At 51.1% G+C, this 20,872-nt stretch carries 14 protein-coding genes and 3 pseudogenes; 4 read left to right on the top strand and 13 right to left on the bottom strand.

Going from position 1 to position 20,872, the window contains the following annotated elements:
* Positions 1-131: 131 nt before the first annotated feature.
* Together BCA33_RS12430 and BCA33_RS12435 are read right to left on the bottom strand one after the other, a co-directional pair.
* The gene (locus BCA33_RS12430) at positions 132-569 is read right to left on the bottom strand and encodes a flagellar protein FlaG (protein WP_071266295.1); all 438 of its coding nucleotides are present in this window, start codon (positions 567-569) and stop codon (positions 132-134) included.
* Between the two features lie 69 nt (positions 570-638).
* Positions 639-2,147: a flagellin gene (locus BCA33_RS12435; protein ID WP_071266297.1), complete on the bottom strand. Its 1,509-nt coding sequence runs from the start codon at positions 2,145-2,147 to the stop codon at positions 639-641.
* 479 nt (positions 2,148-2,626) lie between these two features.
* Between BCA33_RS12435 and BCA33_RS12440 the strand changes: the two genes are divergently transcribed.
* The gene (locus BCA33_RS12440) at positions 2,627-4,084 is read left to right on the top strand and encodes a flagellin (RefSeq protein WP_071266299.1); all 1,458 of its coding nucleotides are present in this window, start codon (positions 2,627-2,629) and stop codon (positions 4,082-4,084) included.
* A gap of 86 nt (positions 4,085-4,170) precedes the next feature.
* On the opposite strand, the gene BCA33_RS12445 is transcribed toward BCA33_RS12440, so the two are convergent.
* Positions 4,171-5,637: a plasmid pRiA4b ORF-3 family protein gene (locus tag BCA33_RS12445; protein ID WP_254774367.1), complete on the bottom strand. Its 1,467-nt coding sequence runs from the start codon at positions 5,635-5,637 to the stop codon at positions 4,171-4,173.
* Between the two features lie 87 nt (positions 5,638-5,724).
* Positions 5,725-5,847: pseudogene (locus tag BCA33_RS21855) on the bottom strand (3-oxoacyl-ACP synthase); the annotation flags it as partial.
* A 187-nt stretch (positions 5,848-6,034) separates the two neighbouring features.
* Between BCA33_RS21855 and BCA33_RS12455 the strand changes: the two are divergent.
* The 3 genes and pseudogenes from BCA33_RS12455 (at position 6,035) to BCA33_RS12465 (ending at position 8,768) form a co-directional block, all read left to right on the top strand.
* Positions 6,035-6,316 (top strand): type II toxin-antitoxin system ParD family antitoxin, encoded by a 282-nt coding sequence (locus BCA33_RS12455; protein ID WP_071266301.1) that lies wholly within the window; start codon positions 6,035-6,037, stop codon positions 6,314-6,316.
* Between the two features lie 6 nt (positions 6,317-6,322).
* Positions 6,323-6,661 carry a type II toxin-antitoxin system RelE/ParE family toxin gene (locus BCA33_RS12460; RefSeq protein ID WP_071266303.1) on the top strand — a complete coding sequence of 113 codons (339 nt, stop codon included), beginning with the start codon at positions 6,323-6,325 and terminating at the stop codon, positions 6,659-6,661.
* Positions 6,662-6,768: 107 nt separating this feature from the next.
* A pseudogene (locus BCA33_RS12465) lies at positions 6,769-8,768 on the top strand (hypothetical protein).
* Between the two features lie 179 nt (positions 8,769-8,947).
* Here the strand turns inward: BCA33_RS12465 and BCA33_RS12470 are convergent.
* The 9 genes and pseudogenes from BCA33_RS12470 to BCA33_RS12510 all read right to left on the bottom strand — a co-directional run bounded on the left by BCA33_RS12470 (position 8,948) and on the right by BCA33_RS12510 (position 20,822).
* Positions 8,948-10,888: a nucleoside-diphosphate sugar epimerase/dehydratase gene (locus tag BCA33_RS12470; protein ID WP_071266305.1), complete on the bottom strand. Its 1,941-nt coding sequence runs from the start codon at positions 10,886-10,888 to the stop codon at positions 8,948-8,950.
* A gap of 71 nt (positions 10,889-10,959) precedes the next feature.
* Positions 10,960-11,487: a sugar transferase gene (locus tag BCA33_RS12475; RefSeq protein ID WP_071266307.1), complete on the bottom strand. Its 528-nt coding sequence runs from the start codon at positions 11,485-11,487 to the stop codon at positions 10,960-10,962.
* 12 nt (positions 11,488-11,499) lie between these two features.
* A complete protein-coding gene (locus BCA33_RS12480; RefSeq protein ID WP_368087248.1) occupies positions 11,500-12,402 on the bottom strand; it encodes a UDP-glucose 4-epimerase family protein in 903 nt (300 codons plus the stop codon).
* Positions 12,403-12,477: 75 nt separating this feature from the next.
* Entirely contained in the window at positions 12,478-13,620 is a 1,143-nt protein-coding gene (locus tag BCA33_RS12485) for a glycosyltransferase family 4 protein (RefSeq protein WP_071266309.1), read from the bottom strand.
* 72 nt (positions 13,621-13,692) lie between these two features.
* Positions 13,693-14,955 (bottom strand): Vi polysaccharide biosynthesis UDP-N-acetylglucosamine C-6 dehydrogenase TviB, encoded by a 1,263-nt coding sequence (gene tviB / locus BCA33_RS12490; RefSeq protein WP_071266311.1) that lies wholly within the window; start codon positions 14,953-14,955, stop codon positions 13,693-13,695.
* Between the two features lie 175 nt (positions 14,956-15,130).
* On the bottom strand, positions 15,131-17,137 hold the full coding sequence (locus BCA33_RS12495) for an acyltransferase family protein (RefSeq protein WP_083394739.1): 2,007 nt from the start codon (positions 17,135-17,137) through the stop codon (positions 15,131-15,133).
* A gap of 112 nt (positions 17,138-17,249) precedes the next feature.
* Positions 17,250-18,245: pseudogene (locus BCA33_RS12500) on the bottom strand (SDR family oxidoreductase); the annotation flags it as partial.
* A gap of 595 nt (positions 18,246-18,840) precedes the next feature.
* Positions 18,841-19,926: a glycosyltransferase family 4 protein gene (locus tag BCA33_RS12505; protein WP_071266315.1), complete on the bottom strand. Its 1,086-nt coding sequence runs from the start codon at positions 19,924-19,926 to the stop codon at positions 18,841-18,843.
* Positions 19,927-19,988: 62 nt separating this feature from the next.
* On the bottom strand, positions 19,989-20,822 hold the full coding sequence (locus BCA33_RS12510; RefSeq protein WP_071266317.1) for a glycosyltransferase family 2 protein: 834 nt from the start codon (positions 20,820-20,822) through the stop codon (positions 19,989-19,991).
* Positions 20,823-20,872: the final 50 nt, after the last annotated feature.

A 20,872-nucleotide genomic window follows, 5' to 3' on the forward strand; every position in this document is an offset into this window, starting at 1 on the left:
CCCCTTGCGGGGGAGGGGCCGGGGGAGGAGGGGCACCCAAAACCCAAAACACCGCCAGCCCCCTCACGGGAACAGCGGTGCTGAACAACCATTGCCAACATCAAATCAAAAGCGGCAACTATTTACACTTTCTAAACCTTGATGTTAAACAACGTCAGCGGTTCATCCTGCTGCAATTTCTCTGCCAACCTTAACGCCACTTCATCGGGCATCTGCCGGACAACCTCTTGGGTTTGCTGATCAACCACCCTCACGATGGTTTGACCCGATTCGTTATCCACTTCAAATTGCAGATCCCTCTGGACATTCTGAACATAGTCGTTCAGTTGTGATACCGCCTCATCCAATTCCTCTCGCTGCGCCTCATTTCGCTTCTGAAGCTGTTCAGCTTTTGAAACGTTCTGAGCTTGAGTGGTCGATTGATTCGGTAAAACACGCCCAATTGATGAAGCCGCAAGCTCGGAAGCATTTCTGCCTTCGGCCTGAGATGACGACATTGCCTTTGCCGGAACCTGAGCGCCAGAGCGCACAAGCCTTAATTCCGGGTTATTCAGGTTAACGTCATTCATAGCTCACCTCACTATGCTTTAACGGCGTAAAGCCGGAACCCGAAGGTTCCGGTTGTTGCCGCTAGCTTTTTACTGCAGGAGAGACAGAACCTGCTGTGGACGGGCGTTAGCCTGTGCCAGTACGGAGATGCCTGCCTGCTGCAGTACCTGAGACTTGGCCAGGTTAGCAGTTTCTGCCGCGAAGTCAGCGTCCAGGATACGGCTGTTGGAAGCGCTGAGGTTCTCTACAGAAGTGCTCAGGTTGGCTATGGTGGACTCGAAGCGGTTTTGGATGGCACCGAGCTCTCCTCTCAGACTGTTGACAGATGTCAGCGCGGAATCAATTCTAAGGATTGCATCGTTTGCGCCATCAACTGTGCCAATATTTATGTCATCCAAGCTTCCGGAAACTGTAGCAGCCTCATCAAACTTGGCTAACAAGTCAGCGTTATCCCCTCCGAGCACGATCTCATCAGCTGATGCAATTCTGAAAGAGTTGTTATCTTCGTCAAAAGTGGCAAAAACCCCCGCCGCCTGAGAGTTAACCGCCTTAACAAAATCATCAGCCGATTCGAACGTTCCAGAAATAGAAACTGCGTCACGATCCCCAACTTTAATAGTGAAATTACCATCCGCCAAGCTACCCGCCAACGCCGCACTACCTCCAGTTGCCGCACCTACTCCCGCGAATTCTGGAGTTGTTGTATAAGCAGTAGTTCCAGTTACAGCTTCGGTGGAAGTAAAATCATTTCCATCTGCACGAACGATTGAGAGTGCGTCAGCTGCGATTGCCGCCTCAATCGTCGTGTTACCAGTTCCAAGATCTAGGGTGAAACCTTCTTTCGCAGTTTGCCCATCTGCCCCAAATTCCGCTGCGAATGCAGCAGCCATCGACGCATCAGTTACCGGACCAGAAACCTGCACGGTAACATCATTTGTAGCAGCAGCACTTGCAAGTGTAATTGTAAAGGTTGCATCACCAGACCCTCCTGCGCTTTCTGTTAGCACACCGAGCGCTTGGGTCGTTGGAGTTCCCTCAAAAACACCGGTGAGGTCACTCGCGCCTACCGTCGCTTTACTGCCGATATCGGCACTACGAGTGCTGGTATCAGTTCCCAAATTAATTGATATAGTCTCTCCAGCATTTGCGCCTACTTGAAACCCGGTTTCACCAAAGGAACCGTCTAAAACTTTCAATCCGTTAAAGGCAGTCTGAGACGATATCCGATCAATTTCTTCGATTCGCTGCTTTACCTCATCGTTCAGAGCTTGACGGTCTGATGTGCTGTTAGTCGAGTTAGCCGACTGCACCGATAACTCCCGAATACGCTGTAGATTGTTCGTGATCTCATTGAGAGCGCCCTCGGCAGTCTGAGCCAAAGAAATGCCGTCGTTAGCGTTTCGAGTAGCTACGTTCAAACCCGAGATCTGCGAACTGAACCGGGTGGAAATCGCCAAACCAGCGGCATCGTCTTTGGCCGAATTAATGCGCAAACCTGAAGACAAACGCTGCAGTGCCTGATCGTTCATACCCTGGGACTTGCTCAACTGGTTCTGAGCATTCAATGAAGCGACGTTAGTGTTAATTCCGAGAGCCATATTACTTCCCCTTCGACTGAAGTCGTTCTTTCATGGATAAGGTCTGGCGTTCTCTTTTTTGATTTGGAGCGCCGCCCTGTTACTTCACTTAACGGCAGGGCTATCAGGTGCTTTAGAAAAAGAGCGGGGGATTTTGTAAAAGAATGTAAAAGAATAATCAGAAATACATAACGTTATGTTTTATTTGGTTTTTATTTTTAGTGTTTTCTCCAAAATTTCTGAAGCTACAGAGTCGCACACCTAGAAAAGCGGCAATCTAATTCCTGCCTGCCCCGCCAAAACTCTGGCTGGCACCTCTCAAGCTAATCAAACGCCAAAACAAAAACATCAGGCAATCAAACAGTTAAACAAAAAAACCAAAAGCTGGCACACACTTCGCTTTACCTTTTCCAAACGATCCTTTAACGATTCTTTGCCGGTATGTTGCCTAAATCTACATGAGCAATGTGACCCGGCACCTCTGAGTAAGGAGATTAGATATGCCACAGGTCATTAATACCAACATTGCATCGCTGAATGCGCAGCGTAATTTGAACGCTTCGCAAACTCAGGCCAACACGGCACTGGAGCGATTGTCTTCCGGCCTACGCATTAACTCAGCCAAAGACGATGCTGCGGGTCTCGCCATCTCCGAGCGGTTCCAGTCCCAGATATCTGGCCTGAACCAGGCTCAGCGCAATGCTAACGACGGCATTTCCCTGGCGCAGACTGCAGAAGGCGCAATGGATGAGATTACCAACAACCTGCAGCGCATTCGTGAGCTTTCGGTTCAGTCCGCTAACGCGACCAATAGCATTTCTGACCGACAGGCACTGAACCAAGAAGTGCAGCAACGAGTTGAGGAAATTAACCGTATTGCCAGCCAGACATCCTTCAACGGGCTAAAAGTTCTGGACGGAACATTTGGAGTTCAAACGTTTCAGGTGGGAGCCAATACAGGGGAAACCATCGGAATTAGTGGATTGGATTCTCGCGGGAGTCAATTGGGCGCCGTGGTTGGGCAGACTGAGAACTTTGTTACCGAGACAAAACCCATCCCCACTAGCACAAGCTCCATTGACCTGGCTTTTGCAACTACCGAAGGATCAGTTACTGTTGGGGGTTCTGTCCTTACCGTTAATTCTGGCGACCTTACTGACCTTGCTAGCCTTGCGACGGCACTGGAAACGCAATTTTCCACCGATAGCCTTGATGATATTTCTGTCTCTGCAGACTCAGGAGCGCTCACCTTTACCAATGCATCTGGAGAGGAGGTCAGTGCGTCCTTCGACCTGACAGATGCTGGCGCCCCACCCAAAACATTCAAGCAAAGCATCAAGGTAGTAGGCGGTGGTCTCGACGCCTTTTTCGAAGCTCGCAACACGGCCACATTTGATTTTCAGATAAATGGCGTTGCATTTTCAGCAAAAGACACTGGCTCACTGAACGATTTGGTCGGCGCAGTAAATGCTCAATCAAACGAAACAGGGGTCAAAGCCAACCTGGACAAGACCAACAAAGAAATTATCTTCTCATCAGCGCTCGGTGAAAATTTCGATGTCTCAATAGCTGCAGATCTTGACGGTGACGCAGCAGATGACATCGGCTTCACCCAGCCTTATACGGCCGCCGCCAACACGATCTCATTAAATGATACAGATATCTCGACGTCCAAAGGCGCCGATCAGGCCATGATCGCGATTGATTTCGCAATTGACCAAATCAACGGTTTCCGCGCCGAACTCGGTGCAGTTCAAAACCGCTTCGAGTCCACCATCGCAAATCTAGCCACAACCGCAGAAAACTTATCAGCCGCCAACAGCCGAATCCGCGATGCCGACTTCGCCGCAGAATCCGCCGAGCTTGCCCGTACCCAGGTACTCCAGCAAGCTGGTCTCTCGGTACTGGCCCAGGCAAATGCGAGGCCACAGCAGGTTCTGCAGTTACTACAGGGTTAAAAGAAGCACAGAACCATAAACAACCGGGCCAAGCGCCCGGTTGTTTTTTTAGCCACACCAAACTCACAAAGCCCCTCAAAAAAACATCACACCCGAACAAACATCCCCTCAAACAACGCCGTCCGCCGCATCATCTGTTTATCTTCCTGGCGAAACCGGGTCTGTTCCGGGTTCAACTCTATAAGCCCAAATATCCGGTAAAGGATCAGCATTCTGGAACTCAGCACCCATCTCACTTGGTCTTCCTCGCTCGCATAAGGCACGGGATAAGCAGCAAAAGGTAATCGTGGAAAGGCTTTAAGCATGTCCGTAAGGTATTCCTGTACCGGCTGCCACTGGCCACCCTTTTCAGAAAGCAGCCAGAAACAGAACGGGCCAATGTATTGCACATCGTCCAGGCCCTCGCTGAAATCCATCCAGGCCCAGTTAAACTGAGACAGTGCTGTAGAAAACATGTCTCGATAAAAAGTCAGCCAGCCTTTTTTTGCCAGGCGGGTTGCGGCGGTCTTTTTCAGTAGCAGGTAGCCTTTCTGCTTTTTGGTAAACCCAGCAACTTCCAGCAGCACACGGGAAAGGTGGACGGCCAGAACGTTTTCCTCTGAACGCGCTTTGCCAAATCTGGCCATGGGAAAAACTATCTCTTCCCCGCCCGCCTGAATCATGGCTTGAACCTGCCGCAAAGGTAAATTGCCCTTGCTGGTCAGGCGAATGCCTTTGTCGCCCATGGCGTCGATCAACACCTTGGCCATGCGAATAACCGGCGCGGTATCAAGTGCCTGGCTCACGGCTTCTGCATTGAAAAGAGGTTTGAATACAGAAGGGCAATTCAGAGGGTTCTGCAATAATTCGTGCACCTGGTTCGGGCTCAGGCCACAGAGGTCGCTGGCTGGTAGCGGCGCATCGAAAGCGCTTTCAGCAAACAGGGCATGGCGCTCGAGAAGGTCTTCATTAATCTCGCCAAGATCCACAAACTCCGGATCAAACCACTCACCGCCCAGCCACTCCCGTACCGCAATATGGTCTGGGTGCGCCATATCCTCCATAATTTCTAAAAAGTTATAGAACCCCGGCAAACCCCCGATATCCTCCGGCGGGCACTGCCGCACGGCCTTTATGCACTGGGGCACGGGTTCGGAGGAATTAGCCGGCAGTATTTTCTCAAGCGTGATCTCATGCTCCCAGGAATCGCCGAAATCGTATTCATACTTCAGCGCTTGCCCTTCCCAGGCCAGCAAACTGGAAACCGGCACTGTGGATTCATCCACAAAATTCATCATGCCGTCAAAATCTTCGGCCAGGTCGCCTACCAATCTGCCATCCTCAGCCTGGAACAAATGCAGATGCGAAGCCTGCCAACTCATCGCCACCTGAATAATCCGGTGAAGATCCTGAAAGGTTGTGCCTGGCTCAATCAATAAGCGCCGCCAGATGGGTGGCTGCGCGCCGGTGAGTGATACTTTGATTTGGTATAGGTTGTTACTGCTTTTTGTCATGAAGCCTTCTGTAGTGGTCAAATAAATCAGGCCGCCAAATGCGTGCTTCAAAAACGTCACGCTGCATGTCCAGATTAGACATGTCGTTCTCGCACTGTGTGCCATGATGATCCTGAGCCTAACTCAAGCCATTGGCAATGGAAATTAGGGCACCCAGAACTCGGCCTTCTGAAAAAAATCATCATCTAGCTCGGCAATATCGCTTGTATCAATCGCCTCATCGTCCATTTCAGCCAACCGCTTCCAGTCTGTTTTAGATGTTTTTCTCATATAACCTCACCTCTCGCCGGGCCTCTCTCCTGAGGCATCTCTCTCAAAATACATCACACATCCCTATATTTAACATGTATATAAAAACGACATTTGTGTAGACCTTTGGCTTTCCTAGCCATGTGAAACTTGGCAAGCCCCCCAGGGAATGGCAGTATATGCCAATCACTGAATCGGAAGCTTCAACATGGCAACTAGAAATATAGTTTTAACGGATCATCAGGAACACTTAGTAGGCACTCTTGTTAAAGTCGGCCGCTATCAGAATGCCAGTGAGGTTCTTCGGGAAGGACTTCGCTTGGTTGAAGAAAAGGAGCTCCAGCACCAGCAAAAGCTCATGGCTTTACGAGAAGCAGTGGCAGAGGGCCTACAGGATGCCGAGGAAGGCCGCACGATCAGCCTAGGCGTTGGTGAGGAGATCACCAACTACCTCTCCAGCAGGGCCTCTGAACTCACCCGCAAGGACTAGACTTTTATGCTCCCACTATGGACGGTGGAATTCTCTCAACAAGCAGCCAATGATTTCGACGATATCATTCGACATACCTTTAAAAACTTCGGGCAGCGCCAGGCCAAAGGCTACAGTCAGCTAATCGGCCATAGTATTCAGGAACTGTCTGAATCGGGCCCGAGCCATCCTCTAGCGCAGGATCGCTCGGAATTGATCGCTGGTACTCAAAGCATGCACATCCAAAGACAGGGACATAGGGCAAAGCACATCCTTTTCTTTAAAACAGTTACCGAAAATCAGACAAGAAAAATCGTAATCCTGCGCCTACTGCACAAATCCATGGATTTTGGCGAACACCTCTAATCTGGCACATCTTTCGCAACACCCCACTTAAAGCACAGCAAACCACCAAAAAACTGCAGGCCTTTGCCGCAACTTTTTAGCGCAGCGGCAGGTAAATGAGGTATCCCATGCAAGCCAAACATCATACTCAGGAATTCCATACCCAACAGGCACAGGCGGCTCGCCTGCTTCTGCAAGCCAACCTTGCGTACGGCGAATCCAACAGCGGTGCGCTTAGCCATATTCAGCGCCTGCAGGCGCGGCAGGAATGCCGTGGGTATCTGGAAGAGGTGATTGCGCTTGAACCACACAGCGCCTCTGCCCTGGGATTGTTAGGGCGCGTGGAGATGGACGACGGACAGCTTGAAAAAGCCACATCCTGTTCAGCGCAAGCCTGGACATGCAGCCTGGCCAAACACAGCAATACGCCAACCTGGGCTACTGGGCTTTGAAAACCGAGCGCCCCGCATTGGCCGAGCAGCACTTCCTGCAGGCACTGGACTGCGACCGGCAATCCGCCGCCGCTTTTTGCGGTGTGGCCCACGCCAAGCGGTTGCAAGGGCAGTTTGATGTAGCCTACCTGCACTACCGTAAGCTGCTCGAAGCCGGCGCGGAATGGGATTCGGTATACAGCGGCATGCTCACCTGTGCGCAACATCTCGCCGTACACAAAGCAGATAGTAACCTGGCTCTCGATGCTATTGCCCTGCTAAAACACGAAGGCTTGCCCCACCAGGAAATCGGGCGATTTGTGGCGGCCATTATCCGTCAGCAATACGATTTGGATAACCCACAGGCCGAAATTTTTCTCGATGCCGCCAGCGAAGATGAGCTGCTGATCCTGGCGTTGAAAAAAACCCTGATGCCAGACCCAGCCGTGGAAGAACTTGTAGCCATGCTGCGCCGAGCCATTCTGGCAGAAGTGGCCAAAACGGTAGAGCTGCGCGATGAACTTCAGCAACTCACACTCGCCATTGCAGAATACGCAGACCGCACAGGCTATGCATTAACCGCAGAGGATGACGAAGAGCGCGTCGTGGAAGCCGTTAACGACAGCCTGAAAGCACAACTGGTAATGGGTGAATCCCAAGACGCCTTAACCGGCTCACTGATGATCAGCACCATGTACGGCGCCCTATTTCATCAGGATTTTGCCGTACAGCTAGGGCAGTGGAACCTGGTGGACTGGCCGCTGTCGCTTCAGCCGGTACTTGCCGCCAGCTATTATCACCGAGCAGAAGAAGAAGGCATCAAACAGTGCTTTGATGAAAAAGCAGAAGAACTGTGCCTGGACAAAACAGACGTGCCGCAAGCCTGGCCAGCTTGGTCGAAACTGGCCTATCGCACCGAAAGCAGCCTGAAAACCCTGATGGCGACAGAGCTTGGATTGGCCACAGACAAACTACCAGACACCTTACGCGTTATCGTATGTGGCGCCCAATCCGGCCAGCGAGCCATGGAACTCGCCCGCTACCTGGCAGATGTGGAAGTCATCGCCGTGGATGAATCCCTGGCCAACATCGCCAAAGCCACACGCATGGCCGCGGAATCCGAGATCAACAACATTGTGTTCTGGCCCTGGTCTATCGCCCAGCAGTTTGTGGCAGATGGCCATCAAGTAAACTGGGTAGAAGTCGGCCGCCTCCCCTCGCCAGCCATGATCGAACTTTCTTTAGCTGCCCTGGTGAACAGCGCAGCCGGTTCTGGCGCCATTGTGCATCTGCATACGGCCATAGCTGAACAAACAACAGGCGACCGCCAGATGCGGAAATTGATTGCAGAACACGGCCTACAGCCAACCCGCCCTACCTTGCGCCAACTTCGTAAAATGGTGCTAACCAACCGGCAAGATGCCACCTGGCAAGAACTCGCCCATGAGGATGATTTCTATAGCCTGGGCGGCTGCCGTGATCGCTGGTTTCGGCCACAGGATAAGGCCCAACTTAAAGACCTGATGGCGATGGTGAGTAATGAGGTGGAGTGGAAGCTAATTAAAGCCCGTGATGAGGATGGCCATAGCTTGGCAACCAAGCCCGTGCAAACGCAGATTCAGGCGGAAGTTCTGGGGAGTGAAGTGCAGAGCTTGATGGGGCAGAATTTGAGTGTTTACTTTCAACGGCGGCGGTGAGTGATGCCCCCTCTCCCCAACCCCTCTCCCGCTAGGGGCGAGGGGCTTTTACTGCCTTGGCCTCTGGCTGAGGGGGGGGCTGGATTAATTGCACACTCTCAGGCCTCGGATGTGTAGCTCCCCTCACCCCTTGCGGGAGAGGGGCCGGGGGAGAGGGGTAAGCATCTGCAATGCTCTCATTAAACCGGAAGGCGATGTACCTTCCCGGTGTTTTCATGGGCAACCGTCACATCATGCCCCCCATTGCACCATACAAGATCGGCCACATTACCATTCGGCGTAAACCCCGTTGGCGCGTTTTTCAGGGTTTCAACAATCTGGCAGCAATCAAACTCCTGGCTAGCCCGCAAAAGCTTGTTTAATACAAGCTCCAAATCCTCCCAGGGCATCAAAACTTCCCGGGCCATCATAATACGCGGATGAGAGGTGCCCTGGGGGTTATCACCAATCAACAGCTCCTCAAACAACTTTTCACCTGGCCGCAATCCCGTGAAGACCACCTCAATGTCGCCTTCTGGCTGATCCGGCGTTTTTTCCACAAGCCCCATCAAATGAATCATCTTGCGAGCCAAATCCGCAATCTTCACCGGCTCACCCATATCCAACACAAACACCTCGCCACCGCGGCCCATACTTCCGGCCTGCAACACCAACTGGCTGGCCTCAGGAATGGTCATGAAATAGCGAATGATATCCTGGTGCGTAACGGTAACCGGCCCGCCATCGCGAATCTGATCACGGAACAAAGGCACAACCGAGCCAGACGAGCCCAGTACATTGCCAAAACGAACCATCGAGAAAATCGTTTTGCTTTGCCGCTGCGCAAGGCCCTGCAGCACCAACTCTGCCATACGCTTGCTGGCACCCATAACATTGGTGGGGCGAACGGCTTTATCGGTAGAGATCAGAACAAACCGCTCCACGCCCGCCGTAATAGCCGCTTCCGCCGCGTGCAGCGTGCCAAACGCATTGTTTTGAACACCCTCAATCACATTGTGCTCAACCAGCGGCACGTGCTTATAAGCGGCGGCGTGATAAACCGTTTGAACACCAAAGCTGCGCATCACCATCTCACAACGGCGGCGATGAACCACACTGCCAAGAAGGGGGTGAATCTCAACACCAAGCCCGTCAACCCGGTTAATGGCCTGCAACTCACGCTCAATGGCGTATAGGGAATATTCAGATTGCTCAAACAAAACCAGGGCCCGGGGGCGATGATTAATGATCTGCCGGCAAAGCTCAGAACCAATAGACCCACCGGCACCCGTTACCATCACCACCTTGTTATACAAACTAGCCGCAACCTGGGCGTTATCCGGCCGCACTGGGTCCCGGCCTAACAGGTCTTCGATTTCCAGATCGCGGATATCGTTAATCCGCGCCTGCCCTGCAACCAACTCCGACATGGAAGGAACCGTTTGAACCGGCAGTTTCAGCGCCTCTAACCGCTTAAGAAGCTGCCGGCGATCTACCTGCTTGTCAGTATCAAGCGCGAGCAGCAGCCGTTTTACACGATGCACACGAACCGCTTCCTCAATATGGCTCAAAGCAAGTACTGGCACCCCGGCAATAAGGGCCTTGTGGTTAGCGGGCAACAAACCAATAAACACCACGGGGTGGTACTCAGTACCCTGCTGCAAAGCCTTGGCAAGCTGAGCCCCGGTTTCACCCGCGCCCACAATCGCCACCCACTCCTTGCCCCGGTTAGATGTGTGGTGCACCAGCATGCGCACACTCATTCGACTGCCGCCCACGAAAATGAACGCAAGTGCTGCGTAAATTACCGGAACGGAACGTGGAACCTGAACCTGGAGGCTGTAGCCCAGAATGATCAATAACAAAGCGGACGTGCCGACACCTATGATTATGGACAGGAAAGCCCGATCACTCATGTAACGCACAACAGCGCGGTAAAGACCGAGGCGCACAAACACGCCCAAGGTGAAAACAACCGTGAGAGCAGAGACAATCAACTGCCCCTGGTTGGGTAACCAGAGGCTCTGGTCCAGGCGCAGTGCAAAAGACGCCCAAAGGGCGAAGGAAAGAACCACCGCATCCACTGAAACAGAAACGAGACGCTTTTGCAGGCGAGGTAGCCCCAGAAAGCTCTTAACCATGTTTTCAATCCCTAAAAATCAGTAAGCCCCTCTCCCCCCGCGGGAGAGGGGTTGAGGAGAGGGGGGTAAAATCAATCCTTGCCAGGTACTCTATCACCTGAACCCTTACCGAAAACTGTCATGAAGATGTATTTAAAGTAAGCCGAGATATTCAGGCTAGCCAGCATCTTTGCATCCGTTTCTGCCAACAGTTTCGGCGTCGACATATCAATATCGTTTACCTGCGCCAAACCAGTGATACCCGGCCGGGCCTCCAATGCACCACGCTGTTCACGTTCCGCAATCAGCTCTTCCTGATTAAACAAACAAGGGCGCGGCCCTACCAAACTCATTTCCCCTTTGAGTACATTCCAAAGCTGCGGCAACTCATCCAACTTGGTTCGCCGGAGAAAGCGACCGAACGGCGTGATCGCATCCGCACTGGCCAGATGGCTGGCAACCGAGGCGGTGCCTTTCTTCATGGTACGGAATTTCACCAAAGTAAACGGCTTTTTGTTGCGCCCCACCCGCTGTTGCCGGAAGAGCGGCGAGCCGGTATCAAAGTAGCCCACCACCCAGAGAATCAACAAAACCGGAAACCCGAACACCAACCCAAGCAGGGAAAAGAAAAATCAAAAAAACGAATCAACATGCATTCTCCGAGTCAAAACAGCGGCGCAGCCTTCTTCAACTGAAATGGGCGGCTCCCAGCCCAATAAATGACGGGCTTTCGAAATATCTACCTGCAAAGAGCCCAGCACGCGTTGCGCAACGGCCCTTTTACCCAGTAAGCCTGCACCAAACATCAGCAATCCAGGTGGAACGGGAATCAAGCGGGCAGGTTTCCCCATCGCTTTACCGATTCCACGTAGTAACTCAGGCGTTGAAAGATCCTTGCCATCTCCAGCAAGAAACACCTGGTTGGCGGCGACGGGGTGATCAATACAGGTGATAATCAGATCCACCAAATTACCCAGAGCCACCAAAGAGCGCTTGTTATGGATTGCCCCAAGGGGCAGAGGCAAGCCTTTGTCAACCAGCTTGATCATGGTGGCAAAGTTACCCTTCACACTAGGGCCATATACCAGCGGCGGGCGGATAATAACCACCTCCATGCCGGTTTTCTTTGCCAAAGCCTTCAACGCCTGTTCTGCCTCCAGCTTCGAGATGCCGTAGGCATCCTCCGGAGCAGGCGTCTGGTCAGCGTTGAAAGGCCGGCCCTCAGCGGTTTGCTCGCCATTCACCTTGATAGAACTGACAAATACAAACCTACGAACGCCCGCTTCGGCTGCCTGGCGGGCGAGATTGAGCGTGCCATTCACATTAACCTTTCGGTATTCGCCCAGTGGATTTTCGGCCCCATCCCGCATAATGTGGGCGCGGGCCGCTGCGTGAACCACCACATTCTGCCCACTTAGCGCTGCAGACCAATCCGTACTCGCCTCCAGCTCACCAACAACAAACTCGTCACCAATGTCACACGTGCCGGATCGGCGAACCGCACACGCTAACGTAAAATCATCCAAACGATCCATTTGGACAGCAAGACTCTTTCCAACAAACCCTGTAGCACCTGTTACCAGAACCTTCACAAACTCAACCATCCATAGTTAACCATTAACGGAAACCTCGTCATAGATTTTCAAGTGCTGGGCGACAATCTTTTCAATAGAGAACGCTTCTTCCGCCAAATCGCGACCGGCTTCACCCATACGTCTTCGAAGACAGGAATCCTCAATCAGCTTTTGAATCGCGTCCGCCAAGGCAACTGAGTCCTTAACGGGAATCAGCAGCCCCGTTTCACCAGACGTGATCGCATCGCGGCAACCCGGCACATCCGTCGTTACCACAGCCCGCCCACAAACAGCCGCCTCCACAAGACTCTTTGGCAGCCCCTCGCGATAAGAAGGAAGGCAAACGATATTCGCAGCAGCATATTGCTCTGCAATATCAGAACGGAACCCCATTAGTTCGACCACACCCTCCTTACGCCACTGATCAAGCTCCGCCTCAGTTACGCTTGTAAGATTTCCGGGGTCAGCAGAACCAATCAACCTCATCTGGGCCTTTACACCGCGATCTCGCAAGAGTCTGGCCGCTTCAATGAACTCAAATACGCCTTTATCTCGCAACAGGCGAGCAGCCATCACCACCATCGGCTTATCCGCTTCAGGCTCAGGCACACAGGGATAATCATCCAGCGAAACGCCGGAACCACGTATCATACGAGTACCACCAACCTGCAGAGCACCCAACAAGATCAACGTATCGCGGTCATCCGGATTCTGAAAGATAACGGCCAACCGCCTCTGCTTGAAAGCTGCCGTGTATAATTTGGCGATGAACCAACGGCGAAGCTTTGCGACCGTGGACTGCGCCAAAAACACCGTACCAAGCCCCGAAACCGCTGAAACAACGCCAGGTACCGAAACCAACCGCGCCGCTATACCCCCATAAAGCACCGGCTTGATGGTTATAAGGTGAACAAGATCTGGCCGAACTCTTTGAAAGAGCCGCACCAAACTCACCAAAGTTCTGAGTTCCACCCACGGGTTCTGGCCACTTCGCGCAAAACCAATTAAGTGATGAGTAAAGCCTTTCGCCCGAATGGTCTCGACGCTATCCCCTGGAGCCGAGGCAACATGCACCTCGTACCCCGCCGCTTGAGCAGCAACGGCTATCGGCAACCGATGCGACAGAAAAAACTCAGGGGCATTAACTACAAACAGTATTACTCTGGAATGGTCTGCCAACGCGTGTTCGCCTTACCTACTGGAGTGTAATTGGGCACTTACTTTATCTGGCCCAGACTTCCGGGCTGTGATTTATAAACGCAAATCCGCCTCACCCAAAGGCAACACACCTTTGAGGTCAAAAAGCACCCCGTTCTCATTCAGATAGCCGCGCAGATCACCCGCACTCAACGCGGCATATTCATTGTGTGGAACCGCCACAATCACACCGTCGTAGTCACCCTGCCCTGGCTGCTCTGTCAAACTAATGCCGTATTCGTTTTCTGCGTCGGCGCTGTCGGCCCAGCAGTCAGTGACGTCCACCTGACAACCAAAATCCTGTAGCTCTTTCACCACATCAATTACACGGGTATTCCGCAAGTCCGGGCAGTTTTCCTTGAAAGCGAAGCCCATTACCAGCACTCGCGCCTTGGCTATGGTGTGACCCGCTTTGATCATGGCTTTAACCAGTTCAGCGGCCACATAAGACCCCATGCCATCGTTCACCCTTCGACCAGCGAGGATAATTTCCGGGTGATAGCCAATGGCTTGGGCTTTATGGGTCAGGTAGTACGGGTCTACCCCTATGCAATGGCCACCTACCAGCCCAGGCCTGAACGGCAAGAAGTTCCACTTGGTGCCAGCCGCAGCCAGCACTTCGTGGGTATCAATCCCCAATCGGGCAAAGATCATCGCCAGTTCGTTTATCAAGGCAATATTTAAATCTCGCTGGGTATTCTCGATCACCTTTGCCGCTTCCGCCACCTTGATGGAACTGGCCTTGTGGGTACCGGCGGTAATGATATCCGCGTACAGGGCGTCCACTTCCTCGGCAATGGAGGGGGTAGAGCCGGAGGTGACCTTCATAATCGTGGTCACCCGGTGTTCCTTATCCCCCGGATTGATCCGCTCGGGGCTGTAACCGGCGTAGAAATCCTGGTTGAACTTCAGACCAGACACCCGCTCCAGCACCGGCACACACACCTCTTCGGTGGCACCGGGATAAACCGTGGATTCGTAAATCACGATATCACCAGCTTTCAGCACCTTGCCCACACTCTCACTGGCCTTTACCAGCGGCGTGAGATCCGGTGTTTTGAAGTCATCTATGGGCGTGGGCACGGTAACGATAAACACCGTGCAGTCTGCGATGTCACCCAGGGAATCGGTGAACGACAGCTGGGAGGCTGCGGCCAGTTCTTCGGCGGATACTTCGCGGGTAAAATCCTCACCCTGCTTCAGCTCGGCAATGCGCTTAGCGTTGATGTCAAAGCCTACAATCGGGCGTTTTTCGCCGAAGGCTACGGCGAGAGGGAGACCTACGTAGCCGAGGCCGATAACAGCAATTTTTTTCATGCTTAAGTCCATTTCGTTCAAAATTTCTACAGATTATATCTATGAGGAGAGCGAGTTCTTCCCTCGAAAGATCCGCCACGCAAGCAGATACTTCTAAAGGTAATATCCGTAAAAACCTATAATTAACAGAGCTTTCCACTTCACCCCTAAGTCACGCTTTACTCTCAACACCTACTTATTGGTCGGAATCGCCTTTAAGTACAGAAGTAAATGGATTTCCAAACTGCTCGACATACAGTTTCCCAGTAAGCTTCGACCCCTCGTAGTTCAGGTGCCCACTATCCTTATAGAGCGGCACACCGTCCAATTCAGAATAACACCGGTGTTTATCACACATTACCTGTGCCGGATCAATCACCACTAAAGGGTCAAACTGTTCCGACAACTCGCCAACAAACTGACTCCACTCACGGAACCTCTCATCAAAATCTTCTCGTGCCAAATTGCAGTTTTTGTCCAGGCCAAACCGAAGGTTATTCAAAGTGCAGTTGGAAACATCAAAACTAAAGACGGGGTTACCCTTAATCAAAACCGGTATAGAACCATGCCTGATAATCTCCGTAATTGTGCGAACCATCGCTTCCCGAAAAACCGCCGGCGTCGGTGTTTCGGGGGCTGTCAGGTCTACACTGAACAAACCGCCGCTGTAGTGGCCCAAAAACGAACCGCCCAAGACCACATAATCGTAACGGTTAGGCAACAGCTCCTGCTCAATAACGACATTTCTCGCTCTGAAATCACCCTGTCTCACTACTTGATCACCTTGGCGATAGAACCGCTCAACGCCAATCAGAAATGCCGTATTACTCTGCGTTACGTCGTATCCTCGTAGCCCTGCATCACCAGCCAGCACAGAGACCATTCCGCTGAAATGGTTGGCGTGTGAATCTCCCACCAGGAGAATATCCACCGCAGTTTTCTCAGCTCCCAGAACACACTCGTCAGGCCCAAGCGGTGACTTTACGGGCCCTTCATTACATCGCCCACGCACCGCATCAGCATAGGTAAGTACCGCAGCAGATTTTCGATTGAGTTCTTCATCAAACCGCTCAGGAATACCCTGCCAATGAATGGCAGACAACGCCGCAGAACTAAACAACACTGCTGGTAGAGCAAACCCCATCCCCACCACCTTTGGCCAGCTAACCCGACGGAACTCCCTCACTGGCTTTTCAATAAACTGATACGTCAGGGCCGCAAGCATAAGCGTTCCGATAATCACTGCGATACAAACTAATGGTGTCAGTTCCACCAGTTGGAGGTTCAGAAACACAATAATCGGCCAGTGCCATAGGTAAGCAGGGTATGAAATTTTACCAATTCCTACAGCCACTCTACTGGCCAGCAGTCTGCCGAGCAACGGGTCATCAAAACGAGCAAAAGCAATCAGCAATGCAGTTCCAACACACGGGAACAAAGCATTCAACCCCGGAAACCAGGTAGCTTCTGTAAAAAATACGTTCCCATAAATGACCAGCCCAAGCCCAAGCAGACCAAACACAACACGCGCTAACCGGGGCACCAGATCAAGCAATGAAAGCGGCACGAATGCCAACGCTGTACCAATAAGAAGCTCAAAGGCGCGAGTTGGCATCAAATAATATGCCGCCGCTCGATAATGAACTGCACCATACTCAGACACCGCCAAACCTAGTATCAATGCAACCACCACTGCGGCAAACAGATATCGCCCTCCCCCGAGAAGTTTGTACAGCAACAACAAAGTCACCGGCCAAACCACATAGAACTGTTCTTCTACAGCTAGAGACCATAAATGCAGCAGTGGTGTAGTATCTGCTCCCGCTCCAAAATACCCACCTACGGCATCCCACATATAAAAATTAGCACCGAAGAAGGTGGAATACAGTGCACTAACGGAGAAATTCTCCAGCTCTGCAGGCAGCATCAATAGCCAGGCAAAAACAGCCGTTACCAGAAGCACCGTAAAGTAGGCCGGAGCAAGGCGGATAACCCGGCGTTTGTAGAAACTACCAAAGGTGAAATTGCCTGTTTTCACTTCCGCCAGAATGATCCCCGTGATCAAGTAACCTGAGATCACGAAGAACACATCTACCCCAACAAAGCCGCCACTAAAACCCGGCAAATTCAGGTGATGGAGAATAACCAGCATTACAGCAACACAGCGAAGACCATCCACTTCTGGCCGATATTTCAAGCTCATAATTGTTTCTCGGCTTAAAGAGTTCTAAAGGTGTACAAGCGTAGTGTGAACTATGTCCCGATAAAGCAGAAAAAATTAATGCAGTCTTACACTCAATTCTGCAAATACCAAGCATAGCCCGTGCTATCCCCTCTCCAATCCGATACTCCGGCGCATACCCCAACTTACACGCCGCCTTCCCAATATCCGCCTGGGAATGCCGGACATCCCCCGGTCGAAAATCACGGTAAACCGGCTCTTTCTCATACACCACACCATTTTCCGCCAGCGTAATCTTCAGCGCCGCGAACAAATCATTTAACGTAGAGCGATCCCCCACCGCCACGTTGTAAACCTCGTTCTTGGCAGAATCATCCGCCGTGGCCGCAAGCAGGTTGGCCTGCAAGGCATTCTCCACAAAACAAAAATCCCGGCTGGTTTCGCCATCGCCGTTGATGAACACATCTTCACCGCGCACCATAGCCGCAGTCCATTTCGGGATTACGGCGGCATAGGCACCGTTCGGGTCCTGCCGCTTGCCGAACACGTTAAAGTAACGCAAACCAATGGTTTTGAAGCCGTAGGTCCTGGCAAACACATCCGCATAAAGTTCGTTTACGTACTTGGTAACGGCATAGGGAGACAGCGGTTTGCCGATATTCTCCTCCACCTTTGGCAAAGCCGGGTGGTCGCCATAGGTGGAGCTGCTGGCGGCGTAGGTGAAGCTCTTCACCCCGGCATCCCGAGCAGCGACCAGCATGTTGAGAAAGCCGGTGATGTTGGCGGCGTTGGTGGTAACCGGGTCATTTATAGAACGCGGTACCGAGCCCAGGGCGGCTTGGTGCAGAACGTAATCCACGCCCTCGCAGGCTTTGGCGCAATCTTCCGGGTTGCAGATATCGCCTTCTATGAAGGTGAAATTGGCCCATTGTTCCCGGGTTACCAAAGACTGGACTTCATACAAGTTGTGCTGGTGGCCGGTGGCGAAGTTGTCCAGGCCTGTTATTTTTTGGTTGAGCTTAAGAAGGTGTTCGAGGAGGTTGGAGCCTATGAAGCCCGCTACGCCGGTGATTAGCCAGCGTTTTTGGCTCCCAGCAATATCATCAAATCCACTTTTAACCATCGTCATTCGATAACCCTTAAGATTTACGTATCATCAATGTTCGTTGGCCCGCCCTGCCAAATCTGAATCTTGGCAAAAAGGGATAAACCAAAACCCAGGCAATCACAAAAAACCTGGTACGATGGCGGAATTAATATTTATAACCGGATGCACCGCCAGTATCCGGGCGAAAAAGCCATTCAGCCTATGATCACCCAAAATCGCCTTGCAGGGCCCAGAGAATAAAAAAACATCAGGATTGACAGGGAAACGTTTATAAATATAGGGATCGCAATATTTCGTTCAAGCAAACTGTAGAAAATTGCTGTGATTGAGCTTATGAGATATAACTTTGAAACATTTATGTTCATTAAAATTTCAAAAAATGGCGACTGTGACCATTCCCATGCTAAACACTCGAATCTTTGGGCATCCGCATCTGAGCAAGACAGGCTGATATAGACGCCTAACACCCCAAAAATAACTTTTATACAAACCGAAAAACCGCTATCGGCCAACCCATATAGTTTCTAGTCTTCAAAACAATGAAGATACCTAAAAGGCCAGAAAAAAGAGCGCCAAAATAAGAATTAACAAAGTGACACCACAGAAAAATTCACTCTTAACGAACAACGGACAACGTCAAACTGTTATACAGATTCAAATGCCGGTTAACTGCCCGTTCGATTTCATAAACTGAAGAGAACGCCAAAGCATTGCGAGAAAAAGCCGCTCTCACTTCCGCATCTCCGACCATTTTTTTCAACGCACTCGCGTAGTCCTCAACTTCCAGACTATCCACAACAAATCCATTAGCACATTGGTGTACCACTTCTGCACACCCACCAACATTCGTGACAATCACCGGCAAGCCAGTCAGGGTTGCCTCAATCAATGCGATCGGTAAACCCTCCCAGACCGAGGACATAAGAAACACATCGCTCTTAACCAAAATTTGGCTAACGTTTGACCTATTCCCAAGAAACTTCACTTGATGATCGATACCCAGCGAGGTGGCCAATTTTTTTAACATATCTCTATCCGGCCCTTCGCCGACAACAAATAATCGAACGTTACGATTCTCAAGTGCGCTAAGAGCATTCAACATTAGCGACAAATTCTTCGGAGCGCGCAAGCTACCCACGAAAACACAAGTTATTTCAGACTCAGGGTTCGGACAGGGGTACTCTGTTACTGCGATTCGCCCCCTCGAAACCGCATTATTTATCTGAACTACCTTTCTGCCTTGCCCTTCCAATAATTTCTTGCATGCGCTGCAGATTGCAACATAAGCGCTCACTTTCCGATCAAACAGACGATAAACAAACTTTGACAAACCAAGCTTGAAACTATGATGCGTATAAAGAACAGGAACTCTAAATACAAAGAATGAGAACAGCAGGGCATAGTAAAGATGACAGTGAATGACATCTGCGTTAAAAGATTGTACAGCCCTACGAAGCCGCAGACCTCCAAGCCAAGGCTTTCTGCGAGTCTCCTTGCCTATGAAGGAATAGGTAATCGACTCCGAAGACAACGAGCTCAGAAACTTTCTCTCAAAATCAGGATCCCTTCCGCTCTCCGCCGCAGTTTGCAAAAACACGATGTGAACCTCATGCCCTTTTCGACGCATTAGAATCGAAAGATCTCGTACATACGTCTCCGCACCGCCAGCTGCAGGTGAGGATATAACATGGAGTATTTTCATAGACAGGATTATTTTACTGCGTTTATACAAGCGTGAATTTTAGGAACCGAACTCTCGACGCTTCATAGCCGCCGGTCAGCGCATCTATCGGAAAAAGGTGTGAACATAAAAACCAATCTAGGTACAGCCCACATCAGAAGTCCAGGATTTCTCAACCTAATCGACTGACGCACCTTAGAAAACAAAAACCGCTGCTTCATTACCGGAGTCATCTCCCCACACCACCGCCCATAAAATCGAGCCACAGAACTCACAGGCAGCCGAACCTTTCGCCCCGGCGCCCAGTGGACGATAACAGTAGGATCAATCTTTGCGTCGCCTCTACAAACCTCAACCAATCGAAAGAAAAAGTCCCAGTCCTGGTGTCGATCCAGATGATTATCCCAATGAACCTTTTCACTTGCTTTACGCGTTAAAACATAGGTAGCGGTTTGAGCCTCGAATCCTTTGCCTTCAAAAAGGTAATCCGGACCACTCTCATTTGGATCAAGGGGCCGTGACGGCCCTAATCTGAATCTCTTGCCATCAAACACTCGCATAGAGCCAAAACAAAAATCCAGGTCGTTTTCTTTGATGAACTGAATAGATGCCTGGATATGATCAGACTCGTATTCATCGTCAGAATCCAGAAAGCCTATGTAATCACCCATTGCAACCGACATACCGAAGTTGCGCGCAACGTTTGCGTTTTTGCATTCTTTGAGTGAATGAAATTTGATGCGCTCATCGTTCAATTCATCAACAACAGAACGCAACAGCTCAGGGTACTTGGAGTTGTTCTCAACGACAACAACCTCGATATTCTGATGCGTTTGGTTTAAAACAGAGAGCACTGCGCGGCACAACTCGAATTCACGATTGCAGACCGGAATTATTACTGAGGCCTTTTCTTCCATTATTATGAGCCCAAAACTAGCGAATTTAATTTATTCGAATTTACAAGTAA

The organism is Marinobacter sp. AC-23 (assembly GCF_001858325.1).
Lineage (GTDB): Bacteria > Pseudomonadota > Gammaproteobacteria > Pseudomonadales > Oleiphilaceae > Marinobacter.

Excerpts from the sequence above, each read along its gene's own strand:
- BCA33_RS12440 (WP_071266299.1), top strand. The coding sequence starts at position 2,627 with ATGCCACAGGTCATTAATACCAACATTGCATCGCTGAATGCGCAGCGT.
- BCA33_RS12455 (WP_071266301.1), top strand. The coding sequence starts at position 6,035 with ATGGCAACTAGAAATATAGTTTTAACGGATCATCAGGAACACTTAGTA.
- BCA33_RS12435 (WP_071266297.1), bottom strand. The coding sequence starts at position 2,147 with ATGGCTCTCGGAATTAACACTAACGTCGCTTCATTGAATGCTCAGAAC.
- BCA33_RS12505 (WP_071266315.1), bottom strand. The coding sequence starts at position 19,926 with ATGAAAATACTCCATGTTATATCCTCACCTGCAGCTGGCGGTGCGGAG.
- tviB (WP_071266311.1), bottom strand. The coding sequence starts at position 14,955 with ATGAAAAAAATTGCTGTTATCGGCCTCGGCTACGTAGGTCTCCCTCTC.
- BCA33_RS12480 (WP_368087248.1), bottom strand. The coding sequence starts at position 12,402 with ATGGATCGTTTGGATGATTTTACGTTAGCGTGTGCGGTTCGCCGATCC.
- BCA33_RS12495 (WP_083394739.1), bottom strand. The coding sequence starts at position 17,137 with ATGAGCTTGAAATATCGGCCAGAAGTGGATGGTCTTCGCTGTGTTGCT.
- BCA33_RS12460 (WP_071266303.1), top strand. The coding sequence starts at position 6,323 with ATGCTCCCACTATGGACGGTGGAATTCTCTCAACAAGCAGCCAATGAT.
- BCA33_RS12470 (WP_071266305.1), bottom strand. The coding sequence starts at position 10,888 with ATGGTTAAGAGCTTTCTGGGGCTACCTCGCCTGCAAAAGCGTCTCGTT.
- BCA33_RS12430 (WP_071266295.1), bottom strand. The coding sequence starts at position 569 with ATGAATGACGTTAACCTGAATAACCCGGAATTAAGGCTTGTGCGCTCT.
- BCA33_RS12510 (WP_071266317.1), bottom strand. The coding sequence starts at position 20,822 with ATGGAAGAAAAGGCCTCAGTAATAATTCCGGTCTGCAATCGTGAATTC.